Below are 16,382 nucleotides of genomic sequence, written 5' to 3' on the forward strand. Positions count from 1 at the left end.
GGACCTTGTCCTTGCGCCGCCCCGTCAGCCCCGAGGGGCCACGAGCAGGACCTTGCCCACGTGGGTGCCGGACTCCAGCGCCCGGTGGCCCTCGGCGGCGTCGTTCAGCGGGAGCGTCCGGTCGACGACAGGCCTGACCGTGCCCGCGCCGATCAGCGGCCAGACGTGCTCCCGTACGGCGGCCACGATCGCCGCCTTCTCGTCCGCCGGGCGGGCCCGCAGCGTGGTCGCCATGACCGCGGCGCGCTTCGCGAGCAGCGCTCCGAGGTCCAGCTCGCCCTTGACGCCGCCCTGGAGGCCGATGACGACGAGCCGGCCGTTCACGGCCAGCGCCTTCACGTTCCGCTCCAGGTACTTGGCGCCGACGATGTCCAGGATGACGTCCGCACCCGCCCCGTCCGTCGCCTTGGCCAGCTCCTCGACGAAGTCCTGCTCGCGGTAGTCGATGAGGATGTCCGCGCCGAGCTCGGCGCAGCGCGCCAGCTTCCGGGGGCCACCGGCGGTGACCGCGACCCGAGCCCCGATCGCCTTCGCCAGCTGGATCGCCATCGTGCCGATCCCGCTCGCACCGCCGTGCACGAGCAGAGTCTCGCCGGGCCGCAGGTGCGCGATCATGAAGATGTTGGACCAGACGGTGCAGGCGACCTCGGGGAGCGCCGCGGCCGTGACGAGGTCGACGCCCTCAGGCACCGGAAGCAGCTGCCCCGCGGGGACGACGACCTTCTCCGCGTAGCCGCCGCCGGCGAGAAGCGCGCAGACCTCGTCGCCGACGGCCCAGCCGGCCACCCCCGGGCCGAGTGCGGCGATCCGGCCCGAACACTCCAGGCCGGGGTACGGCGAGCTGCCCGGCGGCGGGTCGTAGAAGCCCTGGCGCTGCAGCAGATCAGCGCGGTTGACGGCGCTCGCCACCACCTCGACGAGGACCTCGCCCTCGCCGGGCGCGGGATCGGGCACCTCGGCCCAGACGAGGGCCTCGGGGCCACCGGGTTCCGGAATCGTGATCGCATACATGGCGGCGAGGCTACTCCCGGCACCGGCCGGGGGCGCGGTGCACCGGGCTCAGTCCTCCGGCGGCGTCCTGAGCGGGGTGACCGGCGCGGCACGCACGATGGTGATCACCCGGTCGGTGAGCTGGAGCGGGCTGGCCGCGGGATCGTCGTAACCGAGCAGCCGGTGGCCGCGGAGCACGCTCACGACCAGGTCGCCGGTCTCCCGCACGCTCTTCCCGACCTCGCTCTTGGTCACCGGGCGTTCCACCAGGTCGAGGCCGGAGCCCTGCTGGATGAGGTCCTCCATCACCGTGCCGGCGCTGGGGCTCAGCACGGACAGACCGAGCAGGCGCCCGGCGGCGCTGGCGCTGGTGATGACCGCGTCCGCGCCGGACTGGCGCAGCAGCGGCGCGTTCTCCTCCTCGCGGACCGCGGCGACGATCTTCGCGCCCCGGTTGAGCTGTCGGGCCGTGAGGGTGACCAGGACGGCCGTGTCGTCGCGCTGGGTGGCGATCACGATCTGCCGGGCCCGCTGGACCTCGGCCCGGAGCAGCACGTCGCTGCGGGTCGCGTCGCCGACCACGCCGACGAAGCCGTCCGCGTTGGCCGTCTCGATCACCTTGTTGGAGGGATCGACGATGACGATCTGGTCCTTGCTCAGGCCGGTCGCGCAGAGCGTCTGGATAGCGGACCGCCCCTTGGTGCCGAAGCCGACGATGACGGTGTGGTCGCGCAAGGTGGACCTCCAGCGGTTCAGCCGGAACTCCTCGCGGGTCCGCTCCGTGAGGACCTCGAGGGTGGTGCCGACCAGGATGATCAGAAACAGCACGCGCAGGGGCGTGACCAGCAGGATGTTGGCGAGCCGCGCCGTGTCGCTGTACGGGACGATGTCGCCGTATCCGGTGGTGGAGAGCGTGACGGTCGCGTAGTAGGCGCAGTCGAGGAAGTCGAGCGTCTCGTTCGCGTTGTCGTGGTAGCCCTCGCGGTCGACGTAGACGATGAGGATCGTCACGGCCAGGACGCCGAGGGCCATCAGGAGCCGCTTGCCGACCTGGCGCAGGGGCCGCTCGACCTGTCGGCGCGGCAGCCTGATCTGCGGACCGGAGATCCGCTCGTCCGCGTTGCGGGCCATCGCGTCGCGACTGGGAAGTTTCACGTGAAACACGCTCCTTGGGCCGGTACGGCCCCCTCGGCCGCCGGCCAGGGAAGGTCGAGGACATCCAACTCTTGGCCGGGGCGGGCGCCGCCGGGCGGGACGACGGCCAGGCCGTCGGCGGCGGCGATGCCCCGGAGCATGGCCGGTCCGTTGTAGCGCAGGGGCACGGCACGTCCACCACGGCGGACGACCGGGACGAGCCGTGTGTCGTACGGGTGCCCGTGCACCTCGTCCCGGACGGGTACGCGGAGCGGGGCGGGCGCCTCTGGCGCGGCCCCGGTCAGGGCGGCCAGGAGAGGCTGCGCCAACGTCAGAAGCCCGGAGACGGCGGCGAGCGGGTTGCCGGGGAGCCCGACGAGATGCCGCACGTGCGCGGGCCGTACGTCCGCGGGCCGGGTGGGCTCGGGCGGGGTGTGCGCGGGCGGGGCGGGCTCGGGCGGGGTGGGCTCGGTGGCGAGGCGGGCGAGCAGCATCGGGTGGCCGGGCCGCACCTTCACACCGTCGACCAGGAGGGTCGCGCCGGCCTTGTCCAGCACGCCGTGGACGTGATCCACGGGCCCGGCGGCGGTCCCGCCGGTCGTGAGGACCAGGTCGGCGGCGGAACCGGTGACGGCCGTGTACAGCTCCTCGGCCTCGTCACCGATCCTGCGGGTGGCGAGGACCTCGGCACCGAGCGCCGTCAGCCACGGGCCGAGCATGGGGCCGAGGGCGTCGCGGATCAGGCCGTCGTGGGGGAGCCCCGACGTGAGCAGCTCGTCGCCGAGGACCAGGATCTCGACCCGGGGGCGCGGCGGTACGGGGAGCTCGTCGTAGCCGGCGGCCGCGGCGAGGCCGAGCACGGCGGGCGTCACGACGGTGCCCGCGGGCAGCAGCTCGTCGCCCGCACGGCACTCCTGGCCGCGGGGCCGGATGTCCTGACCCGGCACGACCTCGCGCAGGGCGTGCAGCAGCGCTCCCTCGGTACGTGAGCGCTCGGTCTGTGAGTGCTCGGTACGTGAGTGCTCGGTCTGTGAGTGCTCGGTACGGACGACGGCGGTGGTCCCGGCGGGGACGCGGGCGCCGGTGGCGATCCGTACGGCCTCGCCGTCGGCGGCCACGGCCGCGGACGTCTGTCCGGCGAGGACGGCGCCCTCCGCGCGTACGGTCCAGGGCCCGGGACCCGCGACCGCCCAGCCGTCCATGGCGGAGGTGTCGAAGGGCGGCAGGTCGGTGAGGGCGAGCAGCGGCTCGGCCAGGACCTGGCCGAGTGCCTGCCCGAGGGGTACGCCGAGCGTCGCCCGGCCGGCCCGCGCGGAGGCCCCGGCACGGACGGCCGCGGCGCGGGCTTCGGGCCAGGCGGTGGCCCGGTGCGGCTGCCCGGCCTTCGCGGCGTCGGTTCCGGGGCCCACCGGGAGGGGCTCCTTCAGGGTCATCCGGCCTCGTCCTGCTCGGCGGCCCAGCGCTGGGCCAGCGCGGCGGCCTTGCGGGCGGCCTCGGCGACCGCCTCGGGACCGCCCTCGCTGCCCGCGCGCGCCGCCGCGTATCCGACCAGGAAGGTGGTCAGGGGTGCGGCGGGGCGGGCCACTCCATGAGCGGCGTCGCGGGCCAGATCGAGCAGTACGCCGGTGTCGACGTCCAGCTCGATGCCCAGTTCGTCCTTGACTGCGGTGATCCATTCATCCAGCACGGTCCCATGCTCCCTGATGCGGGCCCGGGCCGTGGCGATGTCCTCCCAGGTGTCGCAGTCGAAGGAGGCGAGGGGCCCGGCGGCGACCCGGGTCAGGCGCAGTGCGCCGGTGAGCTGCCGCAGCGGTCCGCCGGCGAGGGTGCCGCGTTCCTCGGTGATCCGCGCCAACTCCCGCCGGAGCGGGGCCGTTCGGTAGGCGCCGACGAGCGGTTGGTCCCGTCCCCCGGCGTCGGTGAGGAGCGCGGCCTCGGCGTCGGGGGCGTCGGCGAGTGCCCCGAGCAGTCGGCGGACGGTGTCCTCGTCGAGGAAGGGCAGGTCGGCGGAGAGAACGAGCAGAACATCGGCCCCGGTCTCCCCGACCTCGGCACCGCTACGGGTTCCGGCACCGCCACCGGCTCCGGCACCGGCGCGGGTGCCCGCACCGATCTCCCGTACTCCCGCGTCGAGGGCGGCGAGCGGCCCTCCGCCGGGCGGGTCCTCCCTGGTCCAGCGGACGGGCCGGACGGTCGGGCGGCGATCGCCGACGACCACGGTCCGGTCCGCGCCGCGGCACGCGGCGAGGACCCGGTCGAGGAGCGCCCGGCCGCCGACCCTCACGCCGGGCTTGTCGGCACCGCCGAGTCTCCGGGCGGCGCCGCCGGCGAGTACGACGGCGTCATGGGGGGTGGTCACCCCAGCAGTATGGTCCGCCGCCCCTTCCCGCCGTCGGGCGCGTCTCCCTTGGTGAGACGGCGCGGGTGGCGGACCGGACGTCGGACGGGTCCCCGGACCGTCCGAGGAACGGTCCGGGAAGGAATCCGGCGGGACCGGGCAGGTCCCGCCGGAGTACCGGCCGTCAGAGCGTGCGGAGCAGGACCGCGGGCTGCTCGACGCAGTCCGCCACGTACCGCAGGAAGCCGCCCGCCGTGCCGCCGTCGCAGACGCGGTGGTCGAAGGTGAGCGAGAGCTGCACCACCTGGCGTACGGCCAGTTCACCCTGGTGCACCCAGGGCTTGGGGATGATCCGGCCGACGCCGAGCATCGCGGCCTCGGGGTGGTTGATGATCGGCGTGGACCCGTCGACCCCGAACACCCCGTAGTTGTTCAGGGTGAACGTGCCACCCGTCAGATCGGCCGGCGTGAGCGCCGACTCCCGTGCGGCCTCCGTCAGCCGGGCGAACTCCGCCGTCAGCGACTCGGCCGTCCGGCTCCCCGCGTCCTTGACCACGGGGACGACCAGGCCGCGCGGGGTCTGGGCGGCGAAGCCGAGATGCACGGCCGGCAGCCGGACGATCTCCCGGGCCGCCATGTCCACGGTGGAGTTGAGCTCGGGGAACCGTGCCAGGGCGTGGACGCAGATCCGGGCGAGGAGCGCGAGCAGGGAGATCTTCGAGCCGCCCGCCGCGTTCATCGCCGCCCGCGCGGCCATCAGCTCGGTCGCGTCGGCGTCCACCCAGCAGGTCGCGTCCGGGATCTCCGTACGGCTGCGCGACAGCTTGTCCGCCACGGCGCCACGGACCCCGCGCAGCGGCACCCGCTCACCGGCCGAAGCGACCGCGGAGGGCGCCGACGCGGGCGCCGCGGCCCGGGCGGGCGCCGACGCGGCGACGGGCCGCTCCAGGGACGCGATGGCCAGCTCCACATCGGCCCGCAGGATCAGGCCCTCGGGCCCCGATCCACGCACCTCACGCAGATCGAGCCCCCGGTCCCTGGCCAGCTTCCGCACGAGCGGCGAGATGACCGGCACCGGACCCTCCTGGCCCGAGACGGGCACCGAGACGGGAGCCGGAGCGGCCACCGCGGCGGGCGCCGCGGCAAGGGCGGGTGCGGGGGTGGGGGTCTTCGCCACGGCGTGGCTCTCGTGCCGTACCCGGCGGCGCCGGGCCGCGGGCTCGGCCGTGCCGTACCCGACGAGCACATTGCCCGAGTGCTCGGACGACACGGCGGACCCGGCGGCGGTCCCGCCCACCGTGGGGGCCGTACCCGGAGCCGCCTCCGCGAGCTCCTCCGGCGCGCCCGTGCCGCCCACCGCGACGGTCAGGAGCGGGGCGCCGACGGGCAGTTCGGTGCCCTCCTCGCCGTACCGGGCGGTGACGACTCCGCCGTACGGGCAGGGCACCTCGACCATGGCCTTGGCCGTCTCGACCTCGACGACCGGCTGGTCGATGGCGACGACGTCGCCGACGGCGACCAGCCAGCGGACGATCTCCGCCTCGGTGAGTCCCTCACCGAGGTCGGGCAGCTTGAACTCGAGCACCTGTGCCATCAGCTTCCCGCCTCCCACTGCAGTCGCGCCACCGCGTCCAGGACCCGGTCGACGCCCGGCAGATGGTGCCGTTCCAGCATCGGCGGCGGGTACGGGATGTCGAAGCCCGCGACCCGCAGCACCGGCGCCTCCAGGTGGTGGAAGCAGCGCTCCGTCACGCGCGCGGCGATCTCCGCACCGGGGCCGCCGAAGCCCGTCGACTCGTGGACGACGACCGCGCGGCCGGTGCGCCGCACCGAGGCGCAGACCGTCTCGTCGTCGAAGGGGACGAGCGAGCGCAGGTCGACGACCTCCAGGTCCCAGCCCTCGGCCTGCGCGGCCTCCGCCGCCTCCAGACAGACGGGCACGGAGGGACCGTAGGTGATCAGCGTGGCGCCGGTGCCCCGCCGTCGCACCACGGCCCTTCCGATCGGTTCCACGGCCGCGGGGGCCTCGGGGGACCAGTCGGACTTGGACCAGTAGAGCCGCTTGGGCTCCAGGAAGACCACCGGGTCGTCGGAGGCGATGGCCGCGCGCAGCAGCCCGTAGGCGTCCTCGACGGTGGCCGGGGTGACGACATGGAGTCCCGGGGTGGCCATGTAGTAGGCCTCGGAGGAGTCGCTGTGGTGCTCGACGCCGCCGATCCCGCCGCCGTACGGGACGCGGATGACGATCGGCATCGGCATCGCGCCGCGCGTCCGGTTCCGCATCTTCGCCACATGGGAGATCAGCTGCTCGAACGCCGGGTAGGCGAACGCGTCGAACTGCATCTCGACGACCGGCCGCAGGCCGTACATGGCCATGCCGACGGCCGCGCCGAGGATGCCGGCCTCGGCCAGCGGGGTGTCCGTGCAGCGGTCCTCGCCGAACTCCTTCGCGAGCCCGTCGGTGACCCGGAAGACCCCGCCGAGGGTGCCGACGTCCTCGCCCATCACATGGACGGTCGGGTCCTCGGCCATCGCGTCCCGCATGGCGCGCTGGAGCGCCTGCGCCATCGTGGCGGGCTTGGCCTTCCCGGCCCCGCCCTTACCGGCGTTCCCGGCGGTCCTGCCCGCCGTGGATCCGGTCGTCGCCGTCGTCATCACGCCTCACCCTCGGCTTCGAGCTCGGCGCGCAGCTGCGCCGCCTGTTCCCGCAGCTGCGTGGTCTGCTCCGCGTACACGTGCGAGAAGAGGTCCATCGGGTTCAGCACCGGGTCGGCGTTCATCCGCTCGCGCAGCTCCGCGGCCATCGTCTCGGCGGCCTCGGCCGCCGCGCGCCTGCCGTCCTCGTCGAGCAGGCCCCGCTCCGTCAGTTCCCTTTCGAGGATCAGGATCGGGTCGTGCGCCCGCCAGGTCTCGACCTCGCCGGCCGCACGGTAGCGGGTGGCGTCGTCGGCGTTGGTGTGGGCGTCGATCCGGTACGTGATCGCCTCGACGAGGGTGGGGCCGCCGCCGCGCCGCGCGCGGGCCACGGCCTCGCTGAGCACCTGGTGGACGGCGATCGCGTCGTTGCCGTCGACGAGCCGGCCGGGCATCCCGTATCCGACGGCCTTGTGGGCCAGGGACGGGGCGGCGGTCTGCTTGGCGAGCGGTACGGAGATCGCGAAGCCGTTGTTCTGCACGAGGAAGACCACGGGGGCCTGCCAGACGGCCGCGAAGTTCAGAGCCTCGTGGAAGTCGCCCTCGCTGGTGCCGCCGTCGCCGACCATGGCGAGCGCGACGACGTCGTCGCCCTTGAGCCGCGCGGCGTGGGCGAGGCCCACAGCATGCGGGAGCTGGGTGGCCAGCGGCGTGGAGAGCGGCGCGATGCGGTGCTCGTGCGGGTCGTACCCGGTGTGCCAGTCGCCGCGCAGCAGGGTCAGGGCCTGCACGGGGTCGAGGCCCCGGGCGACCGCGGCCAGGGTGTCGCGGTACGAGGGGAAGAGCCAGTCCCGCTTCTCCAGGGCGAGGGCGGCGGCGATCTCGCACGCCTCCTGGCCGTGGGTGGACGGGTACACGGCGAGCCGGCCCTGCTTGGTGAGGGCGGTGGCCTGCGTGTTGTACCGGCGGCCGCGGATCAGCTCCGCGTAGAGCCGGAGCAGCAGCGCGGGGTCGGCGTCGGCCACGGCGTCCGTGCCGAGCACGCGCAGCGGCTCGGTGTCGGGCAGCAGCGGGGCGGGGTCGGTACGCGGCTGCCACGCCGGCGGCGGGGTCGGCCGGTAGGCGGGAACGGCACCGGGCGGCTCTTGGACTGTCGAACTGCGCTGTTGCAACGAGTCCACCTCCTCGTGGGAGCGGGCATAAGACCCGAAGGCGGGTGGCGCGAGTGTGGCGCGCCTCACCTACCGATTGTTCGGTCGTGGAGGCATTTTGGCTACAGGCACCTGCAGCCTGTGGACAAACGGTTCTCCACAGCCTGGGATGAGTACAGGTCGTCCACCGGAGAGAGGCGGGGGGACATGGCGGATGAACAAATGGCCGTCGACCGGAGCGGGGCTCCGGACGACGAGACGGGCGGCGACCCGGGCGGCGCGCTCCGCGGGACCGGGAGCGAGGTGCCCGGCGAGGCCCTGAGCGCCCCGATCGGCACGCCGACGGGCGCCCTTCCGGCACGCCCGCTGGACGCGATCGACCGGGACATCCTGCGACTGCTGCAAACGGACGGTCGCGCCTCGGTACGCTCCGTCGCCGAGCGGGTGCACGTCTCCCGGGCCAACGCCTACGCGCGCATCAACCGGCTCATCGACGACGGGGTGATCCGCGGATTCAGCGCCCGGGTCAACCACGAGCGGGCGGGCCACGGCGCCTCCGCCTACATCACGCTCAAGATCGTCCAGAATTCCTGGCGCACGGTACGCGAGCAGCTCGGCGCGCTGCCGGGGGCCACGCACATCGCGCTGGTCAGCGGCGATTTCGACGTGCTGCTGCTGGTGCACACGCCGGACAACCGGACGCTGCGCGAGCTGGTGCTCACCCGGATCCAGGCGATCCCCGAGGTGCTGTCCACGCGCACGCTGCTGGTCTTCGAGGAGACGGACCTCAACACGGACCCGCACGCCTGAACGCCGGGTGCCGGGCGGCCCGGAACCCGGCGTCCGCCCACGACGGAGGACGGCCCCTCGACGGGCCGTCCCGGGCCGTCCTGAGCCGTCCTGAGCCGTCCTGGGCCGTTCCTGGGCCGTCCTGAGCCGTCCTGGGCCGTCGAGGGGCCGTCCTGGGCCGTCGAGAGGCAGGAAGGGTCTCCGCGACAGGAAGGCCGTCCGCATAGGAAGGCCGTCCCTGCCCCGGTCCCCGGCCCCGTCGGCCCCGACCGGGCCCTCAGCGAACCGTCCGCAGCCCGTCGAACGCCAGGTGCGCGACGGTCTCGGCGAGCTGCTCGCGCTCCGCCGTCGCGTCCGGATGCGGCCGGTACCACTCCACCAGCGAGTTGATCATGCCGAAGAGCAGTCGGGTCGCGAGCCGGATGTCCACATCGGCCCGCAGGTCGCCCTCCTCGGCGGCCGCCTTGAGCAGGTCTGCCACCTTGTGGTCGAACTCGCGCCGCCGCTCCATGGCCCACCGCTCGGTGCCGGTGTTGCCGCGCACCCGCAGCAGCAGCGTCACGTACGGCAGCTCCGCGATCAGCACCTCCACCGTGCGGCGCGTGACGTACTCGACCCGCTCGACGGCCCGGCCGCGTCCCGCGTCCGGCTCGTCGAGGATCGCGAAGAGCCCGTCGAGCGCACGGCTGACCGCCCGCCGCAGCAGCTCCTCCTTGCCGGACACGTGGTGGTAGATCGACGACTTGGAGATCCCGGCCGCCTTGGAGAGGTGCTCCATGGACGTGCCGTCGTAGCCGCGCTCGTTGAACACCCGCACGGCGACCGAGAGCAGCGTCTCGGGGGTGTACGTGTCGCGCTTGACGGTGGTCATCGGGAGTCCTCCGCGTCCTCGGCGCAGCCCCGGCGCGCCGTGGCCAGGCTCGGCGCGTACCGGCCCGTGGGGTAGCGGTCGTGCATCGCGTCGAGGAGGCCCCTCACGCGCGCGTGGCCCACCTTCCCGGCCCACTCCAGCGGGCCGGCCGGGTAGTTGACGCCGAGCCGCATGGCGGTGTCCACGTCCTCGGCGGTGGCGACGCCCCGGTCGACGGCATCGGCCGCGAGGTCGGCCAGCATGGCGACCGTACGGCCGACGATCATGCCCGGCACATCGCCGATCACCGACACCTGCTTGCCGAGCGCCTGGAAGAGACCGACCGCCTCCGCGAGCGTCTCGTCCGAGGTCCCCTCACGGGCGGAGAGCACGATCCGGGACGCGCGCGCGTAGTCGAGCGCCAGGTCGAAGTAGATGATCTCGTCGGTGTCGTACTCGAAGGAGGTCTCGCCGTCGACGAGGCAGAGCCTGCCGCCGCCGGGGAGCAGGATGTACCCGTTGCCGCCCTTGCGCCGGACAGTGATCCCGGCCGCCTCGAAGAGCCCGATCAGCGGCTCCGCGGGCCCGAGGTCACCCCGTACCGCGATCCGCTCCGGCGCCTCCGCGGGCGCCGCCGTGTGCGGCTCGGGCCGCTCGGCGCCCTCCGCGTACGAGAACCAGCCCCGGCCCGTCTTGCGGCCGAGGCGCCCCGACTCCACGAGCCTCCGCTGCGCGAGCGAGGGCGTGAACTTGGGGTCCTGGTAGAAGGACTCCCAGACGGAGCGGGTGACGGCCTCGTTCACGTCCTGACCGATGAGGTCGGTCAGCTCGAACGGACCCATCCTGAAGCCGCCGCACTCGCGCAGGGCCGCGTCGATGGTGGCCGGGTCGGCCGCGCCCTCCTCGAAGACCCGCAGCGCCTCCGCGTAGAAGGGGCGGGCGACCCGGTTCACGATGAAACCGGGGGTGTCCGCGCAGCGCACCGGGGTCTTGCCCCAGCCCTTCACCGTCTCGTACGCGCGCGTGGCGACGTCCGGCTCGGTGGCGAAGCCGCTGACGACCTCGACGAGGGGCAGCAGCGGCGCCGGGTTGAAGAAGTGCAGTCCGACGAACCGGCCGGGCAGCCGCAGGCCTCCCGCGATGGCGGTGACGGAGAGCGAGGAGGTGTTGGTGGCGAGGACGGTGTCGTCGCCGACGACCTTCTCCAGGTCGGCGAAGAGCTGCTGCTTGACGGGCAGCAGCTCGACGATCGCCTCGACGACGAGTGCCGCGTCCGCGAGCTCCGCGAGGTCCTGGGCGGCGTACAGGCGGCCGACGGCCGCCTCGCGCGCGGTGGCGTCGAGACGCCCCTTCTCGACGAGGCGGTCGAGGCGGGCGGTGAGGGCGGCCACGGCCTCCTCGGCGCGGCCGGGAGCGCTGTCGTACAGCCGCACGGGGTGGCCGGCTACCAGCGCGACCTGGGCGATGCCCTGGCCCATGGTGCCGGTGCCGACGACGGCGACGGTCCGGTCGCGCCCGACGGGCAGGGCCCCTCCGGCTGCGGCTTCGGATGCTTCCACGGCGGCGGCAGGCTCACTGGCGGTCACGTCGTCGCTCCCCCTGACGGTCACGTTGGCGCTCATAGGAGTGATCCTCCCCGATGGGTTCTCCACAGGATCGACAGGCCCCCTTGTCCCGACCGATCGTTCGGTTACTCTAACTCCGTACGTGTCTCCCTGCCCAGCTCGACGAGGAGTTGGTCCACCCATGGCCACCGCTCTGCCGACCACCGACCGACTGGCCGAGAAGCACCGGTCCACGCTCGACCAGGCGCTCGACACCATTCGGACCCGTGCCTACTGGTCGCCGTACCCCGAGCACCCGAAGGCGTACGGGGAGGACGGCTCGCTCGACGCGGCGGCCGGCCTCGCCGCCCACCAGGCCCTGCTGAACACCCGCTTCGAGCTCGACCAGCCCGGCACGGACGGCTGGACCGGCGCCGAGACCTCGCCGTACGGCCCCGAGCTCGGCATCGAGTACCCGCACGCCGACATCGACGTCCTGCTCCCCGCGATGCGCGCGGGTGCGGGTGCGTGGCGCGACGCCGGGGCCGAGACCCGCGCCCTGGTCTGCCTGGAGATCCTCGCCCGGATCTCCGCCCGCACCCACGAGTTCGCCCACGCCGTCATGCACACCAGCGGCCAGGCGTTCATGATGGCGTTCCAGGCCGGCGGCCCGCACGCCCAGGACCGCGGCCTCGAGGCCGTGGCGTACGCGTACGCGGAGCAGACCCGCACCCCCGCGGGCCGGGCCGACTGGTCCAAGCCGCAGGGCAAGCGGGACCCGCTGGAGCTGAGCAAGGAGTTCACCCCGGTCGGCCGCGGCATCGCCCTGGTGATCGGCTGCAACACCTTCCCCACGTGGAACGGCTACCCGGGCCTGTTCGCCTCCCTCGCCACCGGCAACCCGGTCCTGGTCAAGCCGCACCCGCGCGCGGTGCTGCCGCTCGCGCTGACCGTGCGGGTCGCCCGTGAGGTGCTCGCCGAGTCCGGCTTCGACCCGAACCTGGTCGCGCTCGCCGTCGAGCGGCCGGGCGAGGGCATCGCCAAGACCCTGGCCGTGCGCCCCGAGATCCGGATCATCGACTACACGGGCTCGACCGCCTTCGGCGACTGGCTGGAGACCAACGCCCGCCAGGCGCAGGTCTACACAGAGAAGGCCGGCGTCAACACGGTGGTGGTCGACTCCACCGACAACTACAAGGGGATGCTCGCCAACCTGGCCTTCTCGCTGTCCCTGTACAGCGGCCAGATGTGCACCACCCCGCAGAACCTGCTGATCCCGCGCGACGGCATCACCACCGACCAGGGCCCCAAGTCGTACGACGAGGTCGTCGCCGACCTCGCCGCGGCGGTCGGCGGTCTGCTCGGCGACGACGCCCGGGCGAACGGTCTGCTGGGCGCCCTGGTCAACCCGGACGTGAAGGCGCGGCTCGAGGCCGCCGCCGGCCTCGGCGAGGTGGCGCTCGCCTCCCGCGAGGTCGTCAACCCGGAGTACCCGGACGCCGTGGTGCGTACGCCGGTCGTCGTGAAGCTGGACGGCTCCAAGCCGGACACCGAGGCCGCGTACTTCTCGGAGTGCTTCGGCCCGGTCTCCTTCGCCGTCTCGGTGGACTCCACCGCCGACGCCCTGGAGCTGCTGCGGCGCACGGTCCGGGAGAAGGGCGCGATGACGGTCGGGGCCTACACGACCTCGGCGGACGTCGAGCGCGCGGTGGAGGAGGTCTGCCTGGAGGAGTCGGCGCAGCTGTCGCTGAACCTCACGGGCGGGGTCTACGTGAACCAGACCGCCGCGTTCTCCGACTTCCACGGCTCCGGCGGCAACCCGGCGGCGAACGCCGCCCTGTGCGACGGCGCCTTCGTCTCCAACCGCTTCCGGGTGGTGGAGGTCCGCCGCCAAGCCTGAGGCACACCCGCGTGGAGGCTCCCAGGGGCCTCCACGCGGCTCCCCGGGCGACCTCCCGCACGGGCTCGATCCCGCCCGGAGGCTCGATCCCCCGCCCAGGGCTCGATCTCCGCTAGGGAGACTCGATCTCCGCGTAACGCTGGACCCACGCGTGCATGGCGATGGCGGCGGCCGCTCCCGCGTTGATCGAGCGGGTCGAGCCGAACTGGGCGATCGAGCAGACCGTCTCCACATGGGCGCGGGCCTCCTCGGTGAGCCCCGGGCCCTCCTGCCCGAAGAGCAGCACACACCGGCGGGGCAGCACGGTCCGCTCCAGCGGTACGGCTCCCGGCAGGTTGTCGATGCCGATGACCGGGATGCCCTCGGCCGCCGCCCACGAGGTCAGCGACTCGGTGTCCGGGTGGTGCCGGACGTGCTGGTAGCGGTCGGTGACCATGGCGCCACGCCTGTTCCAGCGCCGCCGGCCCACGATGTGGACCTCCTTCGCCAGGAACGCGTTGGCCGTCCGTACCACCGAACCGATGTTGAAGTCGTGGCCCCAGTTCTCCACGGCCACGTGGAAGTCGTGCCGCCGGGTGTCCAGGTCGGCGACGACAGCCTCCCGCGTCCAGTACCGGTAGCGGTCCACGACATTGCGCCGGTCGCCGTCGGCGAGCAGCTCGGGGTCGTACCGCTCGCCCTCGGGCCACGGCCCGGGGTGCGGACCGACGCCGATCTCGTGGCCGAAACCCTCGTCGTACTGGACCGGCTCCGACGCCTCGGGCGCTGCCGTCTCTTCGGTGGTGCTCACCCGACGAGGGTACGGGGACCGTGCTCCTCACCCGTACGGCGCTGCTCGGGCACCGTCCCTGCGGGCGTCCGCCGCCACAGCCGGTCCCTGCCCCGTACGACCTGGGCGCCGAGCGCCACCAGGAACGGTGTCGGCAGGAACACGGCGTCGGCGGAGATCATCGCGAGCGAGAAGACCGGCAGCCCGAGGAGCACCGCGATCCCGGCGTGCTCCAGCATCATCACGACGAGCAGGACGTTCTTGACCTTGCGGTGGAAGAGCGTGAACGGGAAGGCGACCTGCACGATCACCGTGCCGTAGGTCAGCAGCATCACCATGACCCCGCTGGTCCCGAGCAGCTCGGAGAGGGCGGGCCAGGGCGTGAAGTAGTCGAGGTTGAGCGGGTAGAACAGCGCGGTGCCGTCCTGCCAGCGCGAACCCTGGATCTTGTACCAGCCGGCCGTGGCGTAGATCAGACAGACCTCCGCCATGATCACGACGAGGGCGGCGTTGTGGGCGAGGTTCGCGAGGGCGTCGAGGAGCGTGCGCGGCTCCCCGGGCGCGAACCGGCACACCAGCCACCACAGGCCGTTCCCCAGCCACAGGACCCACAGCAGCACCGGCAGCCACCACTCGCCGGTGACCTGGCTGAACCAGGTGGTCGCGAGGAGGAACCCGCCGAGCACCGTCCACAGGAGGGGGCCGACGCGATCGTGGCGCGGGGGTTCACCGGCGTGCGCGGCGCGGGCCTCCCGGGCGGCCCGCCGGGCGTCGAGGGACCACACCTGGGAGCAGCGGGTCAGGACGAGGTAGATCGCGGCGAGGTGGAGGACGTTGTCGCCGCCGTCGCCGACGAAGACGGACCGGTTCTGCAGCGAGAGCACGCCGGCCATGAAGACCACCGACACGGCGCGGGTGCGCCAGCCGAGCAGCAGCAGCACGGCCGAGAGCACGGCGAGCCCGTAGACGAGCTCGAACCAGAGTCGGCCGTCCGACCACATGAGCACGGTGAAGGACCGGTTGTCGGCGATCAGCCGGCGGGCCATCTCCCAGGACCAGGGGCCGTCGGGGCCGTACAGCTCGTGCCGGAACGGCAGCTCGCGCAGCAGGAAGACCAGCCAGGTCAGCGAGAAGCCGATCCGCACGATCGCGGTCTGGTACGGGCCGAGGGAGCGGCCCGTGACGTTCTGGACGGCGCGGGCGAGCCGACGGTCGAAGGGCTCGCGGGCGCGGCCACGCGCGGGCGTGGAGGCTGCGGAGGGGGAGGCAGGGGTGGGGCCGGGGGCAGGAGTGGGGCTGGGAGTGGGAGTGCTCATCGGCCCGCCTCCGTGCGGCTCCGGTCGGCCCCGAGGGGCCGGTCGGCGTCGGTGACCGGCCACCACGGGAAGTCACGGTGGACGGGAGCGGTGTCGGTCTTCTCGGAACTCCAGTCGGGGGCGGGGACGGCCCGGGTGAGGGTACGCAGCTGGACCCGCTCCACGACACCGGACCGGTCCGCGAGGCGCAGCATCGCGAACCGGCGCATGTACTCCTCCGAGAGGCGGCCGCGCATCCCGTTGGGGGTGTGGTCCTCGGAATGCGAGTTGGAATAGAAGTCCACGGCCCGCCGGAGCTCGTTCTGCTGGGCGTGGCTGGGCATCGGATTGTGCCGGATCGCCTCGGCGTCCTGGGCGGTGAGGTCGATCCAGCCGGTGGTGCTGCGGCTGCCGTCGGCGGCGACGATCTCGGCCCGGACCTCGACGGAGATGTTCTGCTGGAGCGGGTTGGGCGCGAAGAGCTTCCAGTTCTGTTCGAACTCGGGATAGATCCAGTCGTCGACGGCCTGGCCGTGCCGCTTGGTCAACGTGTTGGACGGCGCGACGTGCAGGAAGACCATCGCCAGATGGACGCACGCGAAGACCCCGGCGACGGCGAGCGCCACGGCGAGGACGACCTGGTAGGGCATCGAAAGGGCCATGATCCCGACGCCCGCGCGCTCCGCCGAGGGAGACGCGGCCGAACCATCGGCCGGAGAACCCGCGACGGGTTCCGTCACGGGACCCGACGGGCCGACGTTTCCGATGTCCGCCAGGCCGACGTTTCCGATGTCCGCCAGGCCGACGTTCCCGGTGTCCGCCAGGCCGACGTTCCCGGTGTCCGACGGGGGTGTCGGACGGCCGTCGTCCGCGTCGGCGGCGCCTTTTTCGACGTACGCGTCCATCCCGCCCCGATCCCGATCGGCCCACCTCGGTTATCCACAGGGTTGACACCATACGGGCCGCCGACTCACCATTGAAGTCATTC

General features: G+C 73.3%; 14 protein-coding genes. 2 read left to right on the forward strand and 12 right to left on the reverse strand.

Annotation, left to right across the window (positions count from 1 at the left end; genetic code table 11):
- Positions 1 to 24: 24 nt before the first annotated feature.
- From ACZ4XX_RS04300 to pdhA, 7 genes are all read right to left on the reverse strand, one after another.
- Positions 25 to 1,011 carry an NAD(P)H-quinone oxidoreductase gene (locus tag ACZ4XX_RS04300; RefSeq protein ID WP_468506463.1) on the reverse strand — a complete coding sequence of 329 codons (987 nt, stop codon included), beginning with the start codon at positions 1,009 to 1,011 and terminating at the stop codon, positions 25 to 27.
- 48 nt (positions 1,012 to 1,059) lie between these two features.
- The gene (locus ACZ4XX_RS04305; RefSeq protein ID WP_468506464.1) at positions 1,060 to 2,145 is read right to left on the reverse strand and encodes a potassium channel family protein; all 1,086 of its coding nucleotides are present in this window, start codon (positions 2,143 to 2,145) and stop codon (positions 1,060 to 1,062) included.
- Positions 2,142 to 3,557, reverse strand: a complete 1,416-nt coding sequence (locus ACZ4XX_RS04310; protein WP_468506465.1) for a molybdopterin molybdotransferase MoeA — start codon at positions 3,555 to 3,557, stop codon at positions 2,142 to 2,144. The genes ACZ4XX_RS04305 and ACZ4XX_RS04310 overlap by 4 nt, the downstream gene beginning before the upstream one ends.
- Positions 3,554 to 4,483 (reverse strand): NTP transferase domain-containing protein, encoded by a 930-nt coding sequence (locus ACZ4XX_RS04315; protein WP_468506466.1) that lies wholly within the window; start codon positions 4,481 to 4,483, stop codon positions 3,554 to 3,556. The genes ACZ4XX_RS04310 and ACZ4XX_RS04315 overlap by 4 nt, the downstream gene beginning before the upstream one ends.
- A gap of 163 nt (positions 4,484 to 4,646) precedes the next feature.
- The gene (locus tag ACZ4XX_RS04320; protein WP_468506467.1) at positions 4,647 to 6,056 is read right to left on the reverse strand and encodes a dihydrolipoamide acetyltransferase family protein; all 1,410 of its coding nucleotides are present in this window, start codon (positions 6,054 to 6,056) and stop codon (positions 4,647 to 4,649) included.
- On the reverse strand, positions 6,056 to 7,117 hold the full coding sequence (locus ACZ4XX_RS04325) for an alpha-ketoacid dehydrogenase subunit beta (RefSeq protein WP_468506468.1): 1,062 nt from the start codon (positions 7,115 to 7,117) through the stop codon (positions 6,056 to 6,058). The genes ACZ4XX_RS04320 and ACZ4XX_RS04325 overlap by 1 nt, the downstream gene beginning before the upstream one ends.
- Positions 7,117 to 8,277: a pyruvate dehydrogenase (acetyl-transferring) E1 component subunit alpha gene (gene pdhA, locus ACZ4XX_RS04330; protein WP_468506598.1), complete on the reverse strand. Its 1,161-nt coding sequence runs from the start codon at positions 8,275 to 8,277 to the stop codon at positions 7,117 to 7,119. The genes ACZ4XX_RS04325 and pdhA overlap by 1 nt, the downstream gene beginning before the upstream one ends.
- A gap of 177 nt (positions 8,278 to 8,454) precedes the next feature.
- On the opposite strand from pdhA, the gene ACZ4XX_RS04335 reads away from it, so the two are divergent.
- A complete protein-coding gene (locus tag ACZ4XX_RS04335) occupies positions 8,455 to 9,057 on the forward strand; it encodes an Lrp/AsnC family transcriptional regulator (RefSeq protein ID WP_106975873.1) in 603 nt (200 codons plus the stop codon).
- Between the two features lie 256 nt (positions 9,058 to 9,313).
- Here the strand turns inward: ACZ4XX_RS04335 and ACZ4XX_RS04340 are convergent, their stop codons facing one another.
- Both ACZ4XX_RS04340 and ACZ4XX_RS04345 read right to left on the reverse strand, forming a co-directional pair.
- Entirely contained in the window at positions 9,314 to 9,907 is a 594-nt protein-coding gene (locus tag ACZ4XX_RS04340; RefSeq protein WP_468506469.1) for a TetR/AcrR family transcriptional regulator, read from the reverse strand.
- Positions 9,904 to 11,508, reverse strand: coding sequence for a 3-hydroxyacyl-CoA dehydrogenase (locus tag ACZ4XX_RS04345; protein ID WP_468506470.1), 1,605 nt, complete (start codon positions 11,506 to 11,508; stop codon positions 9,904 to 9,906). The genes ACZ4XX_RS04340 and ACZ4XX_RS04345 overlap by 4 nt, the downstream gene beginning before the upstream one ends.
- Before the next feature lie 124 nt (positions 11,509 to 11,632).
- Here ACZ4XX_RS04345 and paaN point away from each other — a divergent pair, with 124 nt between their 5' ends.
- Positions 11,633 to 13,330, forward strand: a complete 1,698-nt coding sequence (gene paaN, locus ACZ4XX_RS04350) for a phenylacetic acid degradation protein PaaN (RefSeq protein ID WP_468506471.1) — start codon at positions 11,633 to 11,635, stop codon at positions 13,328 to 13,330.
- A gap of 112 nt (positions 13,331 to 13,442) precedes the next feature.
- Here the strand turns inward: paaN and ACZ4XX_RS04355 are convergent, their stop codons facing one another.
- From ACZ4XX_RS04355 to ACZ4XX_RS04365, 3 genes are read right to left on the reverse strand one after another with little or no spacing between them, the layout of a single operon-like run.
- Entirely contained in the window at positions 13,443 to 14,120 is a 678-nt protein-coding gene (locus ACZ4XX_RS04355) for a TrmH family RNA methyltransferase (RefSeq protein WP_468506472.1), read from the reverse strand.
- On the reverse strand, positions 14,117 to 15,415 hold the full coding sequence (locus ACZ4XX_RS04360) for an HTTM domain-containing protein (RefSeq protein ID WP_468506473.1): 1,299 nt from the start codon (positions 15,413 to 15,415) through the stop codon (positions 14,117 to 14,119). The genes ACZ4XX_RS04355 and ACZ4XX_RS04360 overlap by 4 nt, the downstream gene beginning before the upstream one ends.
- On the reverse strand, positions 15,412 to 16,299 hold the full coding sequence (locus tag ACZ4XX_RS04365) for a DUF5819 family protein (RefSeq protein ID WP_468506474.1): 888 nt from the start codon (positions 16,297 to 16,299) through the stop codon (positions 15,412 to 15,414). The genes ACZ4XX_RS04360 and ACZ4XX_RS04365 overlap by 4 nt, the downstream gene beginning before the upstream one ends.
- Positions 16,300 to 16,382 lie beyond the last annotated feature (83 nt).

The organism is Streptomyces sp. NPDC029956 (assembly GCF_055574655.1).

Excerpts from the sequence above, each read along its gene's own strand:
- ACZ4XX_RS04365 (WP_468506474.1), bottom strand. The coding sequence starts at position 16,299 with ATGGACGCGTACGTCGAAAAAGGCGCCGCCGACGCGGACGACGGCCGT.
- ACZ4XX_RS04325 (WP_468506468.1), bottom strand. The coding sequence starts at position 7,117 with ATGACGACGGCGACGACCGGATCCACGGCGGGCAGGACCGCCGGGAAC.
- ACZ4XX_RS04340 (WP_468506469.1), bottom strand. The coding sequence starts at position 9,907 with ATGACCACCGTCAAGCGCGACACGTACACCCCCGAGACGCTGCTCTCG.
- ACZ4XX_RS04345 (WP_468506470.1), bottom strand. The coding sequence starts at position 11,508 with ATGAGCGCCAACGTGACCGTCAGGGGGAGCGACGACGTGACCGCCAGT.
- paaN (WP_468506471.1), top strand. The coding sequence starts at position 11,633 with ATGGCCACCGCTCTGCCGACCACCGACCGACTGGCCGAGAAGCACCGG.
- ACZ4XX_RS04310 (WP_468506465.1), bottom strand. The coding sequence starts at position 3,557 with ATGACCCTGAAGGAGCCCCTCCCGGTGGGCCCCGGAACCGACGCCGCG.
- ACZ4XX_RS04300 (WP_468506463.1), bottom strand. The coding sequence starts at position 1,011 with ATGTATGCGATCACGATTCCGGAACCCGGTGGCCCCGAGGCCCTCGTC.
- ACZ4XX_RS04320 (WP_468506467.1), bottom strand. The coding sequence starts at position 6,056 with ATGGCACAGGTGCTCGAGTTCAAGCTGCCCGACCTCGGTGAGGGACTC.
- ACZ4XX_RS04360 (WP_468506473.1), bottom strand. The coding sequence starts at position 15,415 with ATGAGCACTCCCACTCCCAGCCCCACTCCTGCCCCCGGCCCCACCCCT.
- ACZ4XX_RS04335 (WP_106975873.1), top strand. The coding sequence starts at position 8,455 with ATGGCGGATGAACAAATGGCCGTCGACCGGAGCGGGGCTCCGGACGAC.